The 16591-nt window shown below is 70.6% G+C and carries 18 protein-coding genes, 2 pseudogenes and 1 riboswitch; of the genes and pseudogenes, 5 read left to right on the top strand and 15 right to left on the bottom strand.

The genetic code is table 11. The features are described from left to right. Window positions 1-386: 386 nt before the first annotated feature. From lspA to HS99_RS44075, 4 genes are all read right to left on the bottom strand, one after another. Complete coding sequence (lspA, locus tag HS99_RS15020; protein WP_030556492.1) at window positions 387-974, bottom strand: signal peptidase II; 588 nt, start codon at window positions 972-974, stop codon at window positions 387-389. Window positions 975-1219: 245 nt separating this feature from the next. Continuing rightward, entirely contained in the window at window positions 1220-1351 is a 132-nt protein-coding gene (locus HS99_RS46660; RefSeq protein ID WP_232543270.1) for a helicase associated domain-containing protein, read from the bottom strand. A gap of 46 nt (window positions 1352-1397) precedes the next feature. Beyond that, complete coding sequence (locus HS99_RS15015) at window positions 1398-1868, bottom strand: HIT family protein (protein WP_030556493.1); 471 nt, start codon at window positions 1866-1868, stop codon at window positions 1398-1400. A gap of 152 nt (window positions 1869-2020) precedes the next feature. Beyond that, a complete protein-coding gene (locus HS99_RS44075) occupies window positions 2021-2239 on the bottom strand; it encodes a hypothetical protein (protein WP_141763729.1) in 219 nt (72 codons plus the stop codon). Between HS99_RS44075 and HS99_RS41220 the strand changes: the two genes are divergently transcribed. Next, window positions 2190-2402 (top strand): DUF1330 domain-containing protein, encoded by a 213-nt coding sequence (locus tag HS99_RS41220; RefSeq protein WP_078938562.1) that lies wholly within the window; start codon window positions 2190-2192, stop codon window positions 2400-2402. The two genes, HS99_RS44075 and HS99_RS41220, sit on opposite strands and share 50 nt — an antisense overlap. 12 nt (window positions 2403-2414) lie before the next feature. On the opposite strand, the gene HS99_RS43325 is transcribed toward HS99_RS41220, so the two are convergent. Beyond that, window positions 2415-2624: a hypothetical protein gene (locus tag HS99_RS43325; RefSeq protein ID WP_046385670.1), complete on the bottom strand. Its 210-nt coding sequence runs from the start codon at window positions 2622-2624 to the stop codon at window positions 2415-2417. Here HS99_RS43325 and HS99_RS47800 point away from each other — a divergent pair. Further along, window positions 2544-2951: pseudogene (locus tag HS99_RS47800) on the top strand (NUDIX hydrolase); the annotation flags it as partial. The gene HS99_RS43325 and the pseudogene HS99_RS47800 overlap by 81 nt on opposite strands. A 125-nt stretch (window positions 2952-3076) precedes the next feature. Here HS99_RS47800 and HS99_RS15000 read toward each other — a convergent pair. From HS99_RS15000 to HS99_RS14960, 8 genes are all read right to left on the bottom strand, one after another. Continuing rightward, window positions 3077-4258, bottom strand: a complete 1182-nt coding sequence (locus HS99_RS15000; protein WP_370863253.1) for a serine hydrolase domain-containing protein — start codon at window positions 4256-4258, stop codon at window positions 3077-3079. A gap of 114 nt (window positions 4259-4372) precedes the next feature. Further along, window positions 4373-5443, bottom strand: a complete 1071-nt coding sequence (locus tag HS99_RS14995) for a serine hydrolase domain-containing protein (protein WP_078938561.1) — start codon at window positions 5441-5443, stop codon at window positions 4373-4375. A gap of 479 nt (window positions 5444-5922) precedes the next feature. Further along, window positions 5923-6525 carry a ribonuclease FAU-1 family protein gene (locus HS99_RS14990; protein WP_050366214.1) on the bottom strand — a complete coding sequence of 201 codons (603 nt, stop codon included), beginning with the start codon at window positions 6523-6525 and terminating at the stop codon, window positions 5923-5925. Window positions 6526-7704: 1179 nt separating this feature from the next. Further along, the gene (locus tag HS99_RS14980) at window positions 7705-7887 is read right to left on the bottom strand and encodes a hypothetical protein (protein ID WP_030556503.1); all 183 of its coding nucleotides are present in this window, start codon (window positions 7885-7887) and stop codon (window positions 7705-7707) included. Between the two features lie 145 nt (window positions 7888-8032). After that, the gene (locus tag HS99_RS14975) at window positions 8033-8503 is read right to left on the bottom strand and encodes a GNAT family N-acetyltransferase (RefSeq protein ID WP_030556505.1); all 471 of its coding nucleotides are present in this window, start codon (window positions 8501-8503) and stop codon (window positions 8033-8035) included. A 20-nt stretch (window positions 8504-8523) separates the two neighbouring features. After that, the gene (locus HS99_RS14970; protein WP_030556508.1) at window positions 8524-8946 is read right to left on the bottom strand and encodes an arsenate reductase ArsC; all 423 of its coding nucleotides are present in this window, start codon (window positions 8944-8946) and stop codon (window positions 8524-8526) included. A gap of 37 nt (window positions 8947-8983) precedes the next feature. Then, a complete protein-coding gene (locus tag HS99_RS14965) occupies window positions 8984-9736 on the bottom strand; it encodes an aquaporin (RefSeq protein ID WP_030556510.1) in 753 nt (250 codons plus the stop codon). After that, window positions 9733-10125, bottom strand: coding sequence for an ArsR/SmtB family transcription factor (locus HS99_RS14960; protein WP_030556512.1), 393 nt, complete (start codon window positions 10123-10125; stop codon window positions 9733-9735). The genes HS99_RS14965 and HS99_RS14960 overlap by 4 nt, the downstream gene beginning before the upstream one ends. Window positions 10126-10214: 89 nt before the next feature. On the opposite strand from HS99_RS14960, the gene HS99_RS14955 reads away from it, so the two are divergent. The 3 genes and pseudogenes from HS99_RS14955 (at window position 10215) to HS99_RS47795 (ending at window position 13154) form a co-directional block, all read left to right on the top strand. Continuing rightward, complete coding sequence (locus tag HS99_RS14955) at window positions 10215-10721, top strand: ArsI/CadI family heavy metal resistance metalloenzyme (RefSeq protein WP_030556514.1); 507 nt, start codon at window positions 10215-10217, stop codon at window positions 10719-10721. A gap of 696 nt (window positions 10722-11417) precedes the next feature. Next, window positions 11418-12551, top strand: a pseudogene (locus HS99_RS14950) (IS701 family transposase); the annotation flags it as partial. Window positions 12552-13019: 468 nt separating this feature from the next. Beyond that, entirely contained in the window at window positions 13020-13154 is a 135-nt protein-coding gene (locus tag HS99_RS47795) for a hypothetical protein (protein WP_267885578.1), read from the top strand. Between the two features lie 221 nt (window positions 13155-13375). On the opposite strand, the gene HS99_RS14945 is transcribed toward HS99_RS47795, so the two are convergent. Together HS99_RS14945 and HS99_RS41210 are read right to left on the bottom strand one after the other, a co-directional pair. Next, on the bottom strand, window positions 13376-14302 hold the full coding sequence (locus HS99_RS14945; protein ID WP_050366215.1) for a CAP domain-containing protein: 927 nt from the start codon (window positions 14300-14302) through the stop codon (window positions 13376-13378). Window positions 14303-14304: 2 nt separating this feature from the next. Further along, a riboswitch (cyclic di-AMP (ydaO/yuaA leader) is annotated at window positions 14305-14473 on the bottom strand. 591 nt (window positions 14474-15064) lie between these two features. Further along, window positions 15065-16519 (bottom strand): RICIN domain-containing protein, encoded by a 1455-nt coding sequence (locus HS99_RS41210; protein ID WP_158876581.1) that lies wholly within the window; start codon window positions 16517-16519, stop codon window positions 15065-15067. Window positions 16520-16591 lie beyond the last annotated feature (72 nt).

Here is a 16591-nt window from a genome sequence, read left to right as displayed (position 1 = left end):
CCACTGAGGGCGCCGGGCGGCACCCCGGCCCTGAAGGGGAGCCGGGGTGCCGCCGCGTTCGCGGGTGTGATGCCGGGGGCAGGATCCCCCCGCGGCGGCCGCCCCGCTGCTGACCGGGCGCCAGGCCGAAAGGACGGCCCGCTGGACCCACCTCCACTCGAACAACAAGCGCCTCACAGCGCACACTCCGGTAAGCACAAACGCCACGGCCTGCCGCGCTCACCGACAACAAGGGTCGCTTGGTCTGGGTCTCCTCGGTCCGGCCCGGATGCACCCGAGCGCCTGGCCTTCGTCCACCCGTATCTCTCACCTCGCCTGCTTGCCCGGTCACGCTGCGGATGGGGGACAGAGCCGTTGGCGGCTGCATCGGGACAGGACTGCGGATCTCACCGCGGGAAAAGAATGCTCCGGCTCTGCCGATCCTGGGGGGCTGAGCCGTCCAGAGAAGTGCCCCGGATCGTCATGAGGACCATCAGGGCACCGCCGCAGACAATGCCCGAATCTGCGAGATTGAACACCGCGAAGTGCTCGACGGAGATGAAGTCGACGACGTGCCCGCGAAATACCGCGGGCTCTCGGAAGGTCCGGTCAGTCAGATTGCCGAGCGCGCCCCCAAGTAGCAGGCCCAGAGCGACAGCCCAGGGAAGGCTCTGAAGCCTACGCGCGGCACGCGCGACGACCACGACAACCGCGACCGCAATCGCCGTGAACACAACAGTGAAGGCCTGCCCGCTGCTGAAAGCCGCACCCGAGTTCCGGAACACTTGCAGCGTCAGCACGTGGCCCGTTATGGCAACGGGCTCTTGGCCTTCCAACCGCGAGACAGCCACAAGCTTGCTGCCGAGATCCAAGGCATAGGTGAGAACGGCCGCCGTCACGAGAGCGGTCAGAGCCAGTGTGCGCTTGCCAACAGCCCGCGTCACGGTCTCGGGCTGGGATTGCGAGGCATTGTGGGTAGTAATGATCCGCTCCATGGATGCCGAGCCGCCCTAGACGAGGCCACGTTACAAGAGCCTGCGAGGGAAAACATCGGGCAGGCGGTTGGCTCCAGTTTTCAGTCGCGCCGGCCTGCCACGCTTCGGCGTGCAAGACGGGCTCCGGCAGGCCGCCCGAGCTGGCGCGATGGACGATCCGGCCTTCCACCAGGGCCACCCAGGTGTCGGTCATCGCGTGCTTTCCGAGATGTCGGAGCCGGGACGGCGGGATCTTGCGGGGCGGGTCAGCCGGTGACGGTCTCGGCGTGCCGGGGGAGCGCGTTCAGGAGTGCGGTTTGCTGGTCGGTCAGCTTGCCGTCGGTGCGGGCCTTGTCCTGCTTGCGCAGCCAGGCGCCGGGCCGGAAGGCGGGATCCACTTCGCCGCCGGTGCGGGTGGCGGGGCCGTCCTAGGCTCGCGGGAACCTACCGCAGCGCTGCCTTCAGGCGGGCCAGCTGCGCCAGCAGCTCGGCCGGGGCGAGCGAGTGGGCGCCAGCGAATGCCTGGTCCGGGAGCATGGTGCGCGGTCCTGAGTCGTCCAGGTAGCGCGGCAGGACGTGGGTGTGCACGTGGGCCACGGAGTTGTTCATGCACTGGTAGTTGATCTGCGCGGGCGCGTAGACGCGATGAATCGCAGCGCCGACAGTCCGAACCGCGGACCAGTAGCCCGTGAACTCCGCATCGGTGAACAGTGCGGGATCGGGCACGTGCCGCCCCCGGAACACCACCACGCTGTACCCCGGGCTCGCGGGCCGCTTCAGCAGGTAGGCGTCAGCGAACGAATCGGCGTACCAGCGGACGCCCCACTCGTCCTCGTCCGGGCGACCCTGTGCACACTTGGCGCACCCCTCGCCCGCCCATTCCGCTTCCCACGAATCCGCCCATGTCCTGGCCACGGACAAGAGGTTATGGCACTGCGGCAGCAGGGAACGGGTGCCGGACTTCGTTCGGCCAGCATTGGTCGTACTACCGAATCCGGTGCCGCGTTCGCCCCGTCATGCCGTGTCGCCCAGTTGCTATGTCGGGCGGTGCCGGGCCGTCAGAATGATCACGTGGCTGCATTGCCGCAGTCGATACAGGCCAGGACGCACATCCAATCTCGGTGGTCCTGGCGGCCCTTCTGGCGCTGGTTGTAGGCGGCGAGGTTGTTCGGGTTCTCCAGCGCGTTGAGCAGGCAGTGCCGACCGGGGCGGCCGTAGCGCCACCACACCGGCCCCATACGTCCGTGTTCGGCCAGCAGCTCCAGTTGGGGTCCACTCGGTCTCATCCTGATCGAGTTCCCCGACTACGAGCGGGCCCGCGCCTGGTACGACTCGCCCGCCTACCGGGAGATCCTGCCGCTGCGCACCCGGCACATGGTCGCCGACGTGATCACCGCCGAGGGCGTGCCGGCCGGCTACCAGGGCGCGGACAGCCTCAAGGAGCACTGAGCCCCACGAGCCTCAGGGCGCAACCTCCTTGATGTGCTTGGCGATCGGGGCCGCGAGGTCCTTGATGTGCGGCAGCCGGTCCACGATGTTGTCGCCATCCAGGAAGAGGACCTTGTCGCCGATCCGGACGGCCAGCACCTCCTGGGTCGCGTACGGGCCCTTCGGGGCGTTCACCAGGTCGATGGCCTCGTCGCCGAGGCCGGGCACCGGGGTGACGGTCACCTCTGCCCCAGGTCGTCGCCCGCGCCTACGCCCTCACCTGGCGCATCGAACCCCGCTCCGCCGCGCTCCTGCTCACCTGCCGTCGCCAACGACAAAGCCGTGGTGCTGGTGACGCACCGGCTCCCGGACGACGTCCTGCCGGGCATCCGGGACTACCCGGCCGGCGGACTGGACCCCGACGAGGACCCCCTGCTCGGCGCGGTGCGGGAGCTGGCCGAGGAGACCGGGATCGTCCTCGATCCGGCGCAACTCGAGTACGCCAGACACCTGGACTTCACCAACACGCGGGAGCGCAGGACCCGGCAGTTCGTCTTCACCGTCACGGTGCCCGCCGACACACTGGTCACGCTCACCGAGCATGAGTACTTCGCGGACGGCTCCGCGGCTCCCGATAACGGAAGCTGCGGGGCCGTCCGCCCGGTGTCCGGCAACCCGAACGCGCCGGAGGTGGTTCAGTGGCAGAGGGCCGCGTCCAGGGCCTCCGCCATGTGCTGCGCCCCGGCGTCGCCGGGGATGGTGGTGACCGTGATGCTGGCGGCGCGGCCGTCGTCGGTGACCCCGCCGCGGGAGCGGTAGCCCGGAATGGTCCCGCCGTGGCCCCAGAGGAGGCCGCCGCAGGAGAGCGGCTTGCTCTGCAGGCCCAGCCCGTAGCGGATCCCCGGGCCCAGGAGCTCGGCGGGGACGGTGGTGCGCATCTCGGCGAGCTGCGCCGCGGGCAGGAGCCGGCCGCCGAGGAGCGCGGTGAAGAACGAGTTGAGGTCGCTGTTGGTGGAGACGATCGCCCCCGCCGCCCAGGCCATCGAGGGGTCCATCTCGCTGAAGTCGTGGAGTGAGCCGTCGGCGCCCTGGTTGTAACCCTCGGGGTGGGCCTCGTGGATGGTCATGTCCCCCGGGGTGGGGAAGTAGGTGTGGCGCAGGCCGATGCGGTCGATGACGCGCTTGGTGATCTCCTCACCGACGGGCCGTCCGGTGACCTTCTGAATCAGGAGTCCGGCGACGATGTAGTTGGTGTTGCTGTACTCCCAGCGCGCGCCCGGGGCGAAGCGGGCCTTCTGGGCGAGGGCGCCGTCGAGGAGCTCGCGGGGCTCGAAGTAGCGGTGCTGGATCGTTCTGAAGTCCGAGAGCGCGGGGGCGTCCGTGTAGTCGGGCAGGCCACTGGTGTGCTGGAGCAGTTGACGGACGGTGATGTTGCGTCCGTCGATGCCGTCGCCGCGCAGCAGGCCGGGGAGGTAGGTGTCGACGGACGCGTCGAGGCCGATCTTTCCTTCGGCGACGAGCTGGAGGACGACGACGGCGGTGAAGGTCTTGGTGTTGCTGCCGATCCGTACCTGCCCGTCCACGGGGACCTTGGCCCCGGTGGCGAGGTCGCCGACGCCGGCGGTGTAGCTGCGGGTGTGGCCGTCGCGGCCCTTGACGGTGGCCAGCGCGGCGGGCAGGCCGTCGTCCTTCACCAGCGCGTTCAAGCTCGACTGGACGCTGTCCGGCCTACCACCCGCGAACGCCGCGGTCGGTGCCAGCGCCGTGGCCGCCACGACGCCGGCGGCCACGGCGGCCACGGAGGCCACCGCGACCGCCAACCCGCGCCGGCCACGGCGGTGTCGGTGGGCCCGGTTGTGCTGTACGTGCTCGTTCACGGAGGAACTCCTCTGCTGCAGGGGGGATCAGTAGGGCGCGCGGGTTCTGCGCACAGATGTGCGCAGAACCTGCTGGTCGTACCGGTGCGGGCGCTCAGGCCGGATCGGGGAGAGTCAGCGGCACAGGGCGGAGCCCACCGCGGCCTCCAGGTGCTGCCCGGCCGTACCGCTCGGGAGCATGGTCACCGCGATGCTGGTGGCGCGGCCGTCGTCGGTGGCGCCCCCGGCGGTTTCATAGCCCGGAATGGCCCCGCCGTGGCCCCAGTACAGGCCACCGCACGGCAGTGGCCGGCTCACCAGGCCCAGCCCGTAGCGGACCCCCGGGCCCAAGAGCTCGGCGGGGACGGTGGTGCGCATCTCGGCGAGCTGCGCCGCCGGGAGGAGGCGACCGCCGAGCAGTGCCGTGTAAAAGCGGATGAGGTCGCTGTTGGTGGAGACGACGCCGCCCGCCGCCCAGCCCCAGGACGGATCCAGCTCGGTGTAGTCGCGGAGCGAGCCGTCGGCGTCCCGGTTGTAACCCTCGGGGTGGGCCTCGTGGATGCTCATGTCCCCGGGGGTGGGGAAGTAGGTGTGGCGCAGGCCGATGCGGTCGACGATGCGCTGGTTGACCTCCTCACCGAGCGGCCGCCCGGTGACCTTCTGGATGATCAGACCCGCCACCAGGTAGTTGGTGTTGCTGTACTCCCAGCGCGCGGTCGGGGCGAAGTGAGCCTTCTGAGAGAGGGCCGCGTCGAGAAGTTCACGCGGCTCGTAGTACCGCTTCGGACTGGCGAGTATCGAGCTCGTGTCAACATACTCGGGCAGGCCGCTGGTGTGCTGAAGCAGTTGACGGACCGTGATGTTCCGTCCGTCGATGCCGTCGCCGCGCAGCAGGCCGGGGAGGTAGGTGTCGACGGACGCGTCGAGGCCGATCTTTCCTTCGGCGACGAGCTGGAGGACGACGACGGCGGTGAAGGTCTTGGTGTTGCTGCCGATCCGGATCTGCCCGTCCACGGGGACCTTGGCCCCGGTGGCGAGGTCGCCGACGCCGGCGGTGTAGCTGCGGGTGTGGCCGTCACGGCCCTTGACGGTGGCCAGCGCGGCGGGCAGGCCGTCGTCCTCCACCAGCGCGTTCAGGCTGGCCTGGACGCTGTCCGGCCTGCCGCCCGCGAACGCTGCGGTCGGTGCCAGTGCCCCGACCGTCATGACCACGGCAGCCACGGCGGTCACGACCGCCACCGCCCGATGTAGGCCGCCCCGGCGGGAGAGCGGGAAGCAGCTGTGCGGTGCATGGTCGTACACGAGAGGACCCTTTCAATGAATGGAGCCGGTGCTTCCCGGCCTCGATCAAGAGGACCATTCCGGGGCAGGGGAGTTCGTCCGCACCCGGGACGAGACCGCGCCCGGGAGCAGACTCCGGGAGCGAGCCCCGGCCAGGGCCGTACTCCTACGCCGGGTCCCCTCAGCCCCTCGTCAGTGGCGCCCACCCCCGCCCGCTCCAGCGCCTGGACGACGTTCTCCGCAAGAACGTTGGTGTCGACGTCCTCGTAGTCGACCTCCTCGACATAGGACTCGATGACGCGCTCGACGATCTCGATCATCCGATACCGGTTCACTGATCCTCCAAGTCGGGGCCGCACAGGCGTGAACCAGCACCGCGCACACCCGCACGGGGATCGGCGCGGTCACCGCCCGGCGGCCGGGTCGTCGGCGTCGTCGGGCAGGGTCGGCAGCGGCCAGGACGGATCCGGTGCCCAGGTGGGCCAGCCGGCGGCGAACGGTCCGGTGTGGTTGTCGAGCATGGCGATCGGCCGCCCTTGGGCTTGCTCGACCTGGTGGTGGAGGTAGTCGTCGATCAGGCCGAGGCGGCGCAGTTGGCTGTACTCGTCGCGGTCCTTCCAGTGGTGCCCCGACTGGTCGGGGGTGACGACGAGGTCCAGGCACAGGTCGAGGGTGTCGATGCCGCCAGGACGGCGCTGGTAGGGCTTCTCGAAGTTGACGTACCAGCGCAGCGGCTCGTGGGTGGTGGCGTCCTGGAAGCAGTGCACGGAGAACCACTCGCCGGCCAGGAAGTGGCTCAGCAGCTCGGTGCCGGTCCACCGGTAGCGGCCGAGGGTCCAGGTGCCGGCCGCCAGGTCTTGAAGGCCCTGCTTGCGGGTGGTGTCGTCGCCGGTGCGGGTCGCGGTGATCCAGGTCGTCGGGGCGAGGCTCTCGATCCCCGGCCAGTAGGCCAGGGTCACCACGTGGCCGGTGTCGGCGATCACCCGCTGGGGCATCGCGGTCCACACGCGGCCGGCACCAGCCGGACGCAGAGAAAAGGGGCACAGCGCAGCGACCGGACACACCGACCAACGCCCCAACCCACCCACCACAACCACCACCACCAGCCAGGGGCCCAGGGAGGTAAGTCGAGGTGGTGAGTTCGGCCCGGCACCCCCGATGAACAGCACAAACAGGCAACAAGCGGGACGGACGGCGGGCTGCCGAACCGAACCACGAGCCGACCCCCCCGACCCCCATGCCGAACCACGAACCGACCCCCCAGCCGCTAGAGTCTGTCCGGCCGATCTTGGGTTGTGGGAGGATGCCGTCCATGACTTGCATCCGAAGGGGCCGTGCCTCGTAGAACACCAGCTTCACTTCGGCCGCGGGAACGCGGCGGGGATAGGCCCTGGCTGCGGCATCGCGATGTCCCAGGTCTGTCGGGAGCGGCGAATGCCGCTGTCCGTGTGCTCGAACGGGAGCGATTGTCTCCGGGCATCATTGCGGTGGCGCTGAGCGTGTGGTCCGTGCGCGTCCACGGCACGAGGCGCCGGTGGAGGCAATGGGAGGCGGAGTTCACCTGCCTCTGCTGCGGGGAGGGTTGGGCCCGGGACAAGCTGCAAGATGCTCTGTTCATGCTTCCGCCAAGGGCCGCCAGCGAACTCCGGGTGCAGGTCGAGCGCCTGGACGCGGCGCTCCTCGAGCGAACGCATCACGAGCCGATGGAAGACCCGGAGTTGGCGTGGTGGCATCGCAGGTGCTGACAAGCAGACCCAGAAGCGGCTGACCCGCCTGCACGCCGACGGCCTGGCGGACTTCGTGACCCTGCCCCGGGCTGGCCGGGCGAAGGCCTGGCACCTCACCGCCCAGGGCGCGGCGGTGGCGGCCACCTTCCCCGAGGCCCGCCGCCCTGCAGCCGTGCCGGAGACCAAACAGCTCGCCGTGCGGCACGGACGCGAGCACCTGCTCGACGTCGGCCGGATCCACGCCGCCTTCGCCACCGACGCCCGCACCCGCGGCGAGGCCTGCGGCCCACTCGACCTCCTCCCCCACCCTGAGCTGTCCGCCGGCGGTGGCGTGTACCGGCCCGCCGCCGAGCTCGCGTACACCGCCGGCACCGGCGAGGAGCGGCACCGGCTGCGGGCGTTCGTCGAACGCCACCGCCCCGGGGTCGGCGCCGAGGAGACCGCGGCGCAGCTGGCGGCCTACGCCCAGGTCTGGGAGCAGGCCGGCGAGGACGGGTCGGGTCGGGCGTGGGAGCGGCGCTGGCGGTCCTTCCCGCGGCTGCTGGTGGTCATGGTCGGCACCGTGGCCTCCGGGGTGCGCTCGGCGGTGACGGACCTGCGCCTGGCCGCCGAGGAGAACCCGGCCACCGCCGAGATGCTCACCGCCGTCCCGGCCGGCGCCGCCCGGATCGAGGACCTGCTGCAGCGCGGACCGTCCGCACCCGCCCGCTCAGCAGCAACGGCCGGGCGTGCGGGTGGACCGAGCTGTAGGCGCGGGCCAGGACCGCAGGGTGGCCTGCTTACCGGCTCAGGCCACAGTTGGGCTGCGGCGCTCCACAAGGACGACGTCGCGCCAGCGGCCCAAGTGGCGGCCGAGCCGTTCGCGGGTGCCGACGATACGGAAGCCGGCCTTGGTGTGCAGGGCGAGGCTGGCGGTGTTCTCGGGGAAGATGCCGGACTGGACGGTCCAGATGCCGGCGGCGTCGGTGGAGTCCAGCAGCGCGGTCAGCAGAGCCAGGCCGACGCCTTGGCCTTGGGCGTCGGGGTGGACGTAGACGGAGTGCTCGACCACGCCGGCGTACGCGCACCGGTCGGAGACCGGCACCACGGCGGCCCAGCCCAGCACCCGGTCGCCGTCAAGGGCGACCAGGCGGTGCTCGGGCAGGCGGGAGGCGTTGAAGGCCTCCCAGGTCGGTGCGGTGGTCTCGAAGGTGGCGTCGCCGCCGTCGATTCCGGCCTGGTAGATCGCCAGCACCTGCTCGGCGTGCTGCGGGAGCATCCCGGTGACCGTCACGGTGGTCACGCGGCGGCCTCGATGCCGAGCTCGGCGAGCAGGCCGCGGATGCGCTGCTCAATCTGGTCCCGGATCGGGCGCACGGCCTCGACACCCTGGCCGGCCGGGTCCTCCAGCTTCCAGTCCAGGTACCGCTTGCCGGGGAAGTACGGGCAAGCGTCGCCGCAGCCCATGGTGATCACCACGTCGGACGCCTGGACGGCCTCGACGGTCAGCACCTTCGGGACCTCGGCGGAGATGTCGATGCCGACCTCGGCCAGGGCCTCGACCACGGCCGGGTTCACGGTCTCGGCCGGGGCGGAGCCAGCGGAGCGGACCTCGACCCGGCCTGGGCCGAGGCGGGTGAGGAAGGCGGCGGCCATCTGGGAGCGGCCGGCGTTGTGGACGCAAACGAACAGCACGGACGGGACGTCGGGGAGAGTGCTCACGGGGTCTTCCTTCGAGGCGGGAACGGCGGGGCGGGGCTCAGCGGCCGGAGACGGCGGTGGGGTGGTGCTCGCCGTGCGGGACGACGACGTCCTCGGCGGCGGCCGCGGCGGGGGGGCCGAACAGCGCGGCGAGCAGGGCGACGCCGACGACCAGGCCGACGAGCTGGGCGGCGATGAACGGCAGCACCGAGGCGGGCGCGATGCCGGCGAAGGTGTCGGTGAACGCCCGGCCGATCGTCACCGCAGGGTTGGCGAACGAAGTGCTGGAGGTGAACCAGTAGGCGGCGCCGATGTAGGAGGCGACCGCGACCGGGGCGAAGTGCGCCCGGCCGGCGCGGGCCAGACCAAAGATCAGAAGGATGAGCCCGGCGGTGGCGACGACCTCTCCCAGCCACAGGTGCGGTGCCCAACGGGCGTGGGTCGACCAGCGCACCAGCGGTTCGGCGAACATCGCATCCGTCAGCACCGCCCCGCCGATCGCACCGAGGATCTGCGCGGGGACGTAGGCCGCGACCTCGCGCGAGCTCGGCCCGTCACCGTCGTGGCGACCGGTCCACCAGGCGGCCAGGGTGACCACCGGGTTGAAGTGCGCGCCGGAGACCGGGCCGAGCAGGACGATCAGCACGCCCAGGCCGAACACGGTGGCCAGGGAGTTGGCGAGCAGTTGCACGCCGACATCCTGGGACAGCTTGGTGGCCTGGATGCCGGAGCCGACCACGACGGCGACCAGCGCGCCGGTCCCGAAGAACTCGACCGCGGTCCGGCGCCCGAGCGGAGCCATCTCGGTCATCTCCCACCTCCGCCCGTCGCGGGGACGGTGCCGGCCGGGGTCTGGAGCAAAGCGGACAGCTTGGCCAGCGCGGCGGGCAGGACCCAGTAGTAGACCCAGGTGCCGCGTCGCTCGGAGCCGACCAGACCGGCCTCGCGCAACACCTTCAGGTGGTGCGAGATGGTCGGCTGGGACACGTCGAACGGGTCGGTCAGGTCGCAGACGCACGCCTCACCGCCCTCGTGCGAGGCGATCAACGACAGCAGCCGCAGCCGCACCGGGTCCGACAGAGCCTTGAACATCTTCGCCAGGTCGGCGGCGGCTTCCTCGCCCAAGGGCTCGCGGACCATCGGCGAGCAGCACGCCACCGCGTCGTCCTGGCCGAGCACCGACAGTTCCAGATTCGACATGTGTCTATGTTGACAGCCATCTATTCGGAGAGACAAGCTCGCTGTATCGACAGATGTCGAATCAAAGGTCTCGGATCGGGGAGACCGCCATGTCCCGTGTTCAGCTCGCCCTTCGTGTCGCCGACCTCGAAGGCTCCATCGCCTTCTACTCCAAGCTCTTCGACGCCGAGCCCGCCCAGCGCCGCCCCGGCTACGCCAACTTCGCCATCACCGAGCCCCCGCTCAAGCTCGTCCTCATCGAGGGCGAAGCCGGCGAGGACACCCGCCTGGACCACCTTGGCATCGAGGTCGAGACCACCGAGCAGGTCACCGCCGCCACCAGGCTGCTCAAGGACGCCGGCCTGGCCACCTTCGAGGAGAACGACACCTCCTGTTGCTACGCCCTCCAGGACAAGACCTGGGTGACCGGCCCCGGCAAGGAGCCCTGGGAGGTCTACGTCGTCAAGGCCGACGCCGACACCCTCGGCAAGTCCGACGCCGCGCCGGAGGCCTGCTGCGGCACCACCGCCTGCTGCACCCCCGACGAGCAGGCCGTCGACCCGACCCAGAGCCCGGCCGAGGCGAAGGCTGCGGCGGGCTGCGCCTGCGGCAGCTGACCGATCAGATCGAACGCCAACGTCGGCGCCGGCCGGGTCTCCTCCTCGCCCCTCCTCCCGGCCGGTGGCGCCGCGCAGCGGGGCCGCCGGGCCACCGCGCAGCGGACAACCCGTCACGCCGTCGGCGCGCAGCATCAGGTGGCCGGGATCTTGTCTCCGCTCCTGCTCTGCGCGCCGGCTCTCCTGCTCCTGTTCTCCTTCGGCGCTCCGGTGCTCGGACTTCACCCGGCACTGCCGAAGGTGCCCGGGGAGAAGTAGTCGGCGCCCGCCAGCCTATGGACAACGGGCGCTGAACTGCGCAAACCCGCCTCCGGCGGCACCGCCTGACGCAACCCCGAGTAGCAACTTCAAGCAGCAACCTCAGATGCAACCTCCGCCGGGCCGACTACGGCCTGCTGTGCCGGGACACGCCAGTTGGCACCCGGACACGCCTATTGTCACCGCGCGGCCCGAGACAGGCCGTCGCTGTGCTGGTCGGTGATCTCTTCATGGGTGGCGTGGCCGCCGACTGGGTCCATCACACCAGTAAGACAACGGCGCCTAGTACTCCAGCAGGACTTCGACGTTTTGCCTGGTCAGAGGCTGCGCGCGGCGAGTGTAGCGGGATGATTTCCGTCAGGGGCGGTCTTCATGGGACCGCCCCTCGATCGTGTGCAGCCGACGTTGGCAGTGACAGCGGCGGGGCAGTCTCTCGTCGTGATCAACGAGCCTGCGGCCGAGACCTGGGACAACGAACTCGAAGACCTCTTCCTCCGTGTCGGCCACCGCTTCAGGCGCGTGGAGCCACGCCGCCGGATGCGCGGCTACGTCCGAGGCTTGCTCGGCCCGGTCGGCCGCAAAAATGGCTGGCAGCTGGCCGAGTACGCCGGTCACGCCACCCCCGACGGGCTGCAGCACCTGCTCGCCGGTGCCCGCTGGAACGCGGACGAGATCCGTGACGAGCTCCAGCACTACGTCGCCGAACGCCTCGGGAGGAGCGACGGAGTCCTGATCATTGACGACACCGGCTTCGTCAAGAAGGGCACCACCTCCGCGGGCGTGCAGCGCCAGTACTCCGGGACCGCCGGCCGAACCGAGAACTGTCAGATCGGGGTGTTCGCCGCCTACGCCACCAGCCGCGGACGGGCCCTGGTCGACCGCGAGCTCTACCTGCCCAAGTCCTGGACTGAGGATCGGGACCGCTGCCGCGCGGCGAAGGTCCCCGACGAGCGGGAGTTCCACACCAAGGGTGAGCTGGCCAAGGCCATGGTGCTACGCGCACTGGCCTCCCCACTGCCCATCGCCTGGGTCACCGCCGACTCGGCCTACGGACAGGAGGGGCGCTTCCGCCGGCTGCTGGAGCAGTCCGGCGTCGGCTACGTCCTTGCGGTGCCCAAGTCCCAGTTCAGCGTAGGCTGTCCACGCATCGACTGGCTGTTCTCCCAGGCCCCGGCCGAGGCCTGGGAACGGATCTCGTGCGGCCACGGCGCCAAGGGGCCGCATGTCTACGACTGGGCGGCCATCCGACTGCCTGCTGTGGCGGAGTACGACTACCAGGGCGAGACCCAGGTCCGCCAGCGGTGGGCACTGGCCCGCCGCAGCCTGGGCAGGCCCGACGAGATCGCCTACTACCTTGCCTACTCACAACTCGACACGACAGTAGAGCAGTTGGTGCGGATTGCCGGGATTCGCTGGACGATCGAGGAGTGCTTCCAGGCCGCGAAGAACGAGTGTGGCCTGGACCAGTACGAGGTCCGCCGCTACACCGGCTGGATGCGGCACATCACCCTGGCCATGCTCGCCCATGCCTTCCTGGCCGCGATGGCTGCGGCATCAAAGGGGGCTGCAGAAACGGTTCCCCCATCTTGGTGGACCTCACCGTGGCAGAGATCCGGCGGCTCCTGGCGGCTGGCCGCCCCACGGCCTACACCCGCCACGGTCCTCGCCCCGCGTTCACGCCTAGAACTGGTCCGATTGGCGCCGACGGCTGCGGGTGGGATCGCTTCCCCGACGGGTGGTGTGGCGGAGTTTTCAGACCACCGCCCCGGCTGTACGACGCGCTGGTGCGCTACGCCGCCGACCTCGACGCCGGCGTCGCCGACGGCACGGCCAGGGCGGCGGGCGGGCACGGGCGGACGACGAGATCCCGGTTCAGGCCTGCGGACGGAGCGGCAGTGGCCGGTGCGCCACCGGCTCAAGCGCCTTCAGTACCGGCCCAACATCCTCGACGGCTTCACAGTCGGCACCGGGCTGACCCCCGACAGCCCTACCTCACCCTGACGAGCTGAAGTCAGTAGATCCCAAGCTAAAGAGGAGGCGATGCCTGCCCGCAGCGCCGCGGTGGCGCTGATCACCGCGCACCGCCTGCTGGGCCGGGAGGCCAAGAGAGCACGACGCTCAGCGGGCAGCGCGTCGATCGCCGTCTTCGCCTCGACGGTGTACCGCACGCGGTGAGTCATGACCCACACGACAGCCAGGACGGCGTCCGAACGGGGGACTCCTTCCGGCTGTGGCCGCCCGGGCGATCTGGTCCGGCCACCCGGTGGGCGCGCTCGACATCCGGTCCTGATCCTCCGGCCGCCTCCGTCTCACGGGCCGGGTGCCCGCGGGACGGAGGCGGCCGACCCGCCCGGACGGGGTCGGTCCGGCCTCGGCCTACGTCCTTGACGGACGGGTCAGTTGGAGAAGTCCTGGGTGAGCCAGACGGTTCCACTGGCATCCCGGTGGACGGCGATGCCGATGTGGGTGAATACGCTGCTGAGGATGTTCTTGCGGTGGCCGTCGTCCGGCGGCGTCTCGTTCAGCATGCCCTGGGTCAGGCTGACCGCCAGGGCGGCGATGTCCTGGGCCGAGGTGGAGACCCCGCTGCCGTAGCCTATGTTCTCCCCGGCGGCGTTCCACTGGACGCCCGCAGCCGTCTCCCGTGCCCCCAACTCGGCCTCGCCAGGGCACTGGTGGGACATGCCGCAGCCGCCGGCCATCGTCTGGTTGTGGGCCTCGGCGCTGTCGGTCAGCCCCGACGTGATGGTGTAGGCGGGCAGACCCTGCGCGGCCCGCGCCCGGTTGATCAGATTGAGGACCTGCTGCACGGCGTCCGAGTTCGAACCGGTCTGCGCGGCCGGGGTGGCGGGTGCGGCCGCGGGAGCGGGGGCGTGCGTGACCTGGGCGGACGGGGAGGACGGCGCGGACGTGTGGGACGCCGGGGCCGGGGTCGAAGCAGAGGGCCACGCTGGATGGGAGCCCTGGGACTCGCCGCCGGGGCGCGCGGCCGCGGATTCCGGGGCGTGGGAGGCCGGGGCGGACGGCGACGGCGAGGCGTGCGAGGCGTGCGAGGCGTGCGAGGCGTCGGGCGAGGCCGGAGCGGAGGGTGGGCCGGCCTGGTGGCGGTGCTGACTATCGGAGTCGCTCTGGTGCCGGTGCTGATGGTGCTCCTGCCAGCCGGCGTGGCTCGCGTGCGTGTGGGAGCCGGGCGCGGCGGAGGCTCCGCTCGCGCTCAGCAGCGGCAGCATGAGGCCGGCGCCGGCGATCCCGGCGGTGGCGGCCAGACGCGGGGTGTGTCTCCGGCGCGCACGGCGATGCCGGCCGGTACCTGAAATCAGCATGGGGCGTCCCTCTGCGACGCCTGCGAGGTGAGCTGTCGGGTTCGGGCCGTGAGGTAGCCCGGCCGCACGTAGCGGCTTCACCCCTAGCCACACCCATCTCGTCCGTGAACGGGCCGAGCAGGGCGCGGCGAACTACCTGGTTCCCCCGCTCCTGCCCGGTGCACTGCTCGACGTCCGGCCGACCGGTGGACAGGACTCGGCGTCCCGGCGGCAGGGTCCGCAGGTGCGAACAGCCTGAACGCTAGGCAGACCGACCCCGAATACACAAGTTCGTATCATGCAGATCACATGGACATCTGACGAAGAACTGACGGAATGCCATATCAGCTGATATAACGTCGCATAAGTGTCTTAATCGGACAATTCTCCTGACCGTCGATGCCGGTCGCGACGGCCGCCGTCCCGGGAAGGGCTGGGGCGCAGTCGGGCGAGGTCGCCGCTGGGCCACGGTCCTACCCGGGTTCGCGTTGACACGGCCCGCATGGACGGCTGCGCGGCGTTCCTTCGGTCTCCGCCTCTTGCACGGCAACTCGGGCCCTGGTCCGTCCAGGTCGGTGGGCGAGCGCCCGGAGCCGGGTGGAGCAGCGCTTGAGCCGGTCAGCGGCCAGGCCCTGGATGGGCGCGGAGCCGCCGGCCAGATGCGGCACCCGGGGTCCGTCGGAGCGCGTTGGAGTATGCACAGGCAGCGGCGGCGGGTCATTTCTCCGCCGCCGCAGAAGACTTCCGGCCCCTGTCTCAGCCGTAACGGCAGCGGGGTGCAGATCAGGCCGTGCCTGTCGCGCAAGCGGTTTCGAGAGCGATGAGGCGGTGGGCGAGGGTGCGCGCCGGGCCGGTGAGGCCCTTGAGGATTTCCCGGGCGTAGGGGCTCCGAGAGTGGTGGGCGAGATCCTGGACGGCGCTCCAGAGTTCCGCGATGCCGGCCAGGCTGTGCTGGACGTGGCGGATGGCGTCGTGGCGCTGGGCGAGGTACTGCTCGGCCATCTGATGGGCGTGGCGCCAGTCGACATCGCCCGCTTCGGCGGTCCGGGCGAAGGCCGGCGTGGTGTCGCCGTCGGCGAGGCGGATGGCGTCGATCTCCTCGACGCGCCGGCGGAGGTGTTCCTCCTCCTGTCGGGAGTCGAGGGCCGCGGTGGCGTCGGTGACGGCGAGGTGGCCGGCGATGACCTGCTCGGCGAGGTCGGGGGCGTGCTGGCGCAGTCGTGCGTGCTGGGCGAGGAGGGCCTTGGCGTCAGCCTTGCGTCTGCGGACGGCGGTGTAGGCGGCGTTCAGGGCGAGGGTGCCGATGCGGACCTGTTCGGCGAGGTCGGGGGCGTGTTCGAGCACGGTGGTGGCGATGGACAGCCGGGTGACGTTGATGCCGCACCGGGCCGTGTCGGACGGGAGTGAGCCCGGGGACAGTGAGCGTGCCATCGCGGCGATCATGGCGTGCTGACTCGCGGTGGTGTTCGGGTGGTGGCGGTTGGCGGACACGATCAGGCAGACCGGATCGTCGCCCTGATAGGTGGTGAAGCGGGGTTCGACGTCGGCCAGTTCGCAGGCGGCGAGTCGTCCGCGGCCGTCCAGGAGGACGCCGTCGGCGTCCAGGATGACGGGCTCGGTCAAGCCGTTGCTCTCGATGTCCTGGGCGAGGTCGAGGAGTTCGTCGGGGCCGAGCATCGGGAACAGAGCGGTAACGGGGTGGACCTTCACAGTGGGATCTCCTTGATCGGGATGGGTACGGGGCAGAAGACGCCACAAAGGGGCATATGGTTCAGCGGCTGCGCCCGGGCCTACGGAGCTTTGACCTCGTGGCCGCCCGAGGGTTCTTCCCACGGCATGACGAGTGTTGACGATGGACATGCCGCCGCCGGTGAGGTCGAGGTGGCCCCAGCGCTGGTTGTCGCCCTGGTTACAGGTCCACTGGTCGATCGCCGTGCCCGCGTTGCGGTTCCAGCCCGGCAGGTCCAGGCACTTGCCGCTGTGGACGTTGAAGACGTAGCCGTTGGTGATGCTCCACTGCTGGTTGCTGGCGCCGGTGCAGGTCGCCTCGACGATGGGCGCGCCGTCGTCGGTGCGCGCGTCCGCGACCTCCAGGCACTTGCCGCTGAAGTCGGCCTGGATCTCCACCGTGGAGTTGGACGACAGCGGCGGGAACGACGACGCCGAGGCCGGCGCGGCGGCCAGCAGGCCGGCGCCGAGGCCGAGGGCGAGCACAGCGATGCTGGAGCGGATGTTCATGGTTCCCCCCATGGAGCCATACGTATCTGGTGTGATGTGAGCGGCACTTGGGATCCCCCCGGCCTCTCACTT

Origin of the sequence: Kitasatospora aureofaciens (assembly GCF_001188955.3) — a bacterium.
In the GTDB taxonomy this organism is placed as follows: Bacteria; Actinomycetota; Actinomycetes; order Streptomycetales; family Streptomycetaceae; genus Kitasatospora; species Kitasatospora aureofaciens.
The sequence above is the reverse complement of the archived record's forward strand: the minus strand, read 5'-3'. Positions and strand labels throughout refer to the sequence as shown.

Coding starts and splice junctions, on each gene's coding strand:
- HS99_RS14960 (WP_030556512.1), bottom strand. CDS start 10,125: ATGTCGAATCTGGAACTGTCGGTGCTCGGCCAGGACGACGCGGTGGCG.
- HS99_RS44075 (WP_141763729.1), bottom strand. CDS start 2,239: ATGAGACCGAGTGGACCCCAACTGGAGCTGCTGGCCGAACACGGACGT.
- HS99_RS14945 (WP_050366215.1), bottom strand. CDS start 14,302: ATGCTGATTTCAGGTACCGGCCGGCATCGCCGTGCGCGCCGGAGACAC.
- HS99_RS14995 (WP_078938561.1), bottom strand. CDS start 5,443: ATGACGGTCGGGGCACTGGCACCGACCGCAGCGTTCGCGGGCGGCAGG.
- HS99_RS14975 (WP_030556505.1), bottom strand. CDS start 8,503: ATGCTCCCGCAGCACGCCGAGCAGGTGCTGGCGATCTACCAGGCCGGA.
- HS99_RS41210 (WP_158876581.1), bottom strand. CDS start 16,519: ATGAACATCCGCTCCAGCATCGCTGTGCTCGCCCTCGGCCTCGGCGCC.
- HS99_RS14955 (WP_030556514.1), top strand. CDS start 10,215: ATGTCCCGTGTTCAGCTCGCCCTTCGTGTCGCCGACCTCGAAGGCTCC.
- lspA (WP_030556492.1), bottom strand. CDS start 974: ATGGAGCGGATCATTACTACCCACAATGCCTCGCAATCCCAGCCCGAG.
- HS99_RS47795 (WP_267885578.1), top strand. CDS start 13,020: ATGCCTGCCCGCAGCGCCGCGGTGGCGCTGATCACCGCGCACCGCCTG.
- HS99_RS14965 (WP_030556510.1), bottom strand. CDS start 9,736: ATGACCGAGATGGCTCCGCTCGGGCGCCGGACCGCGGTCGAGTTCTTC.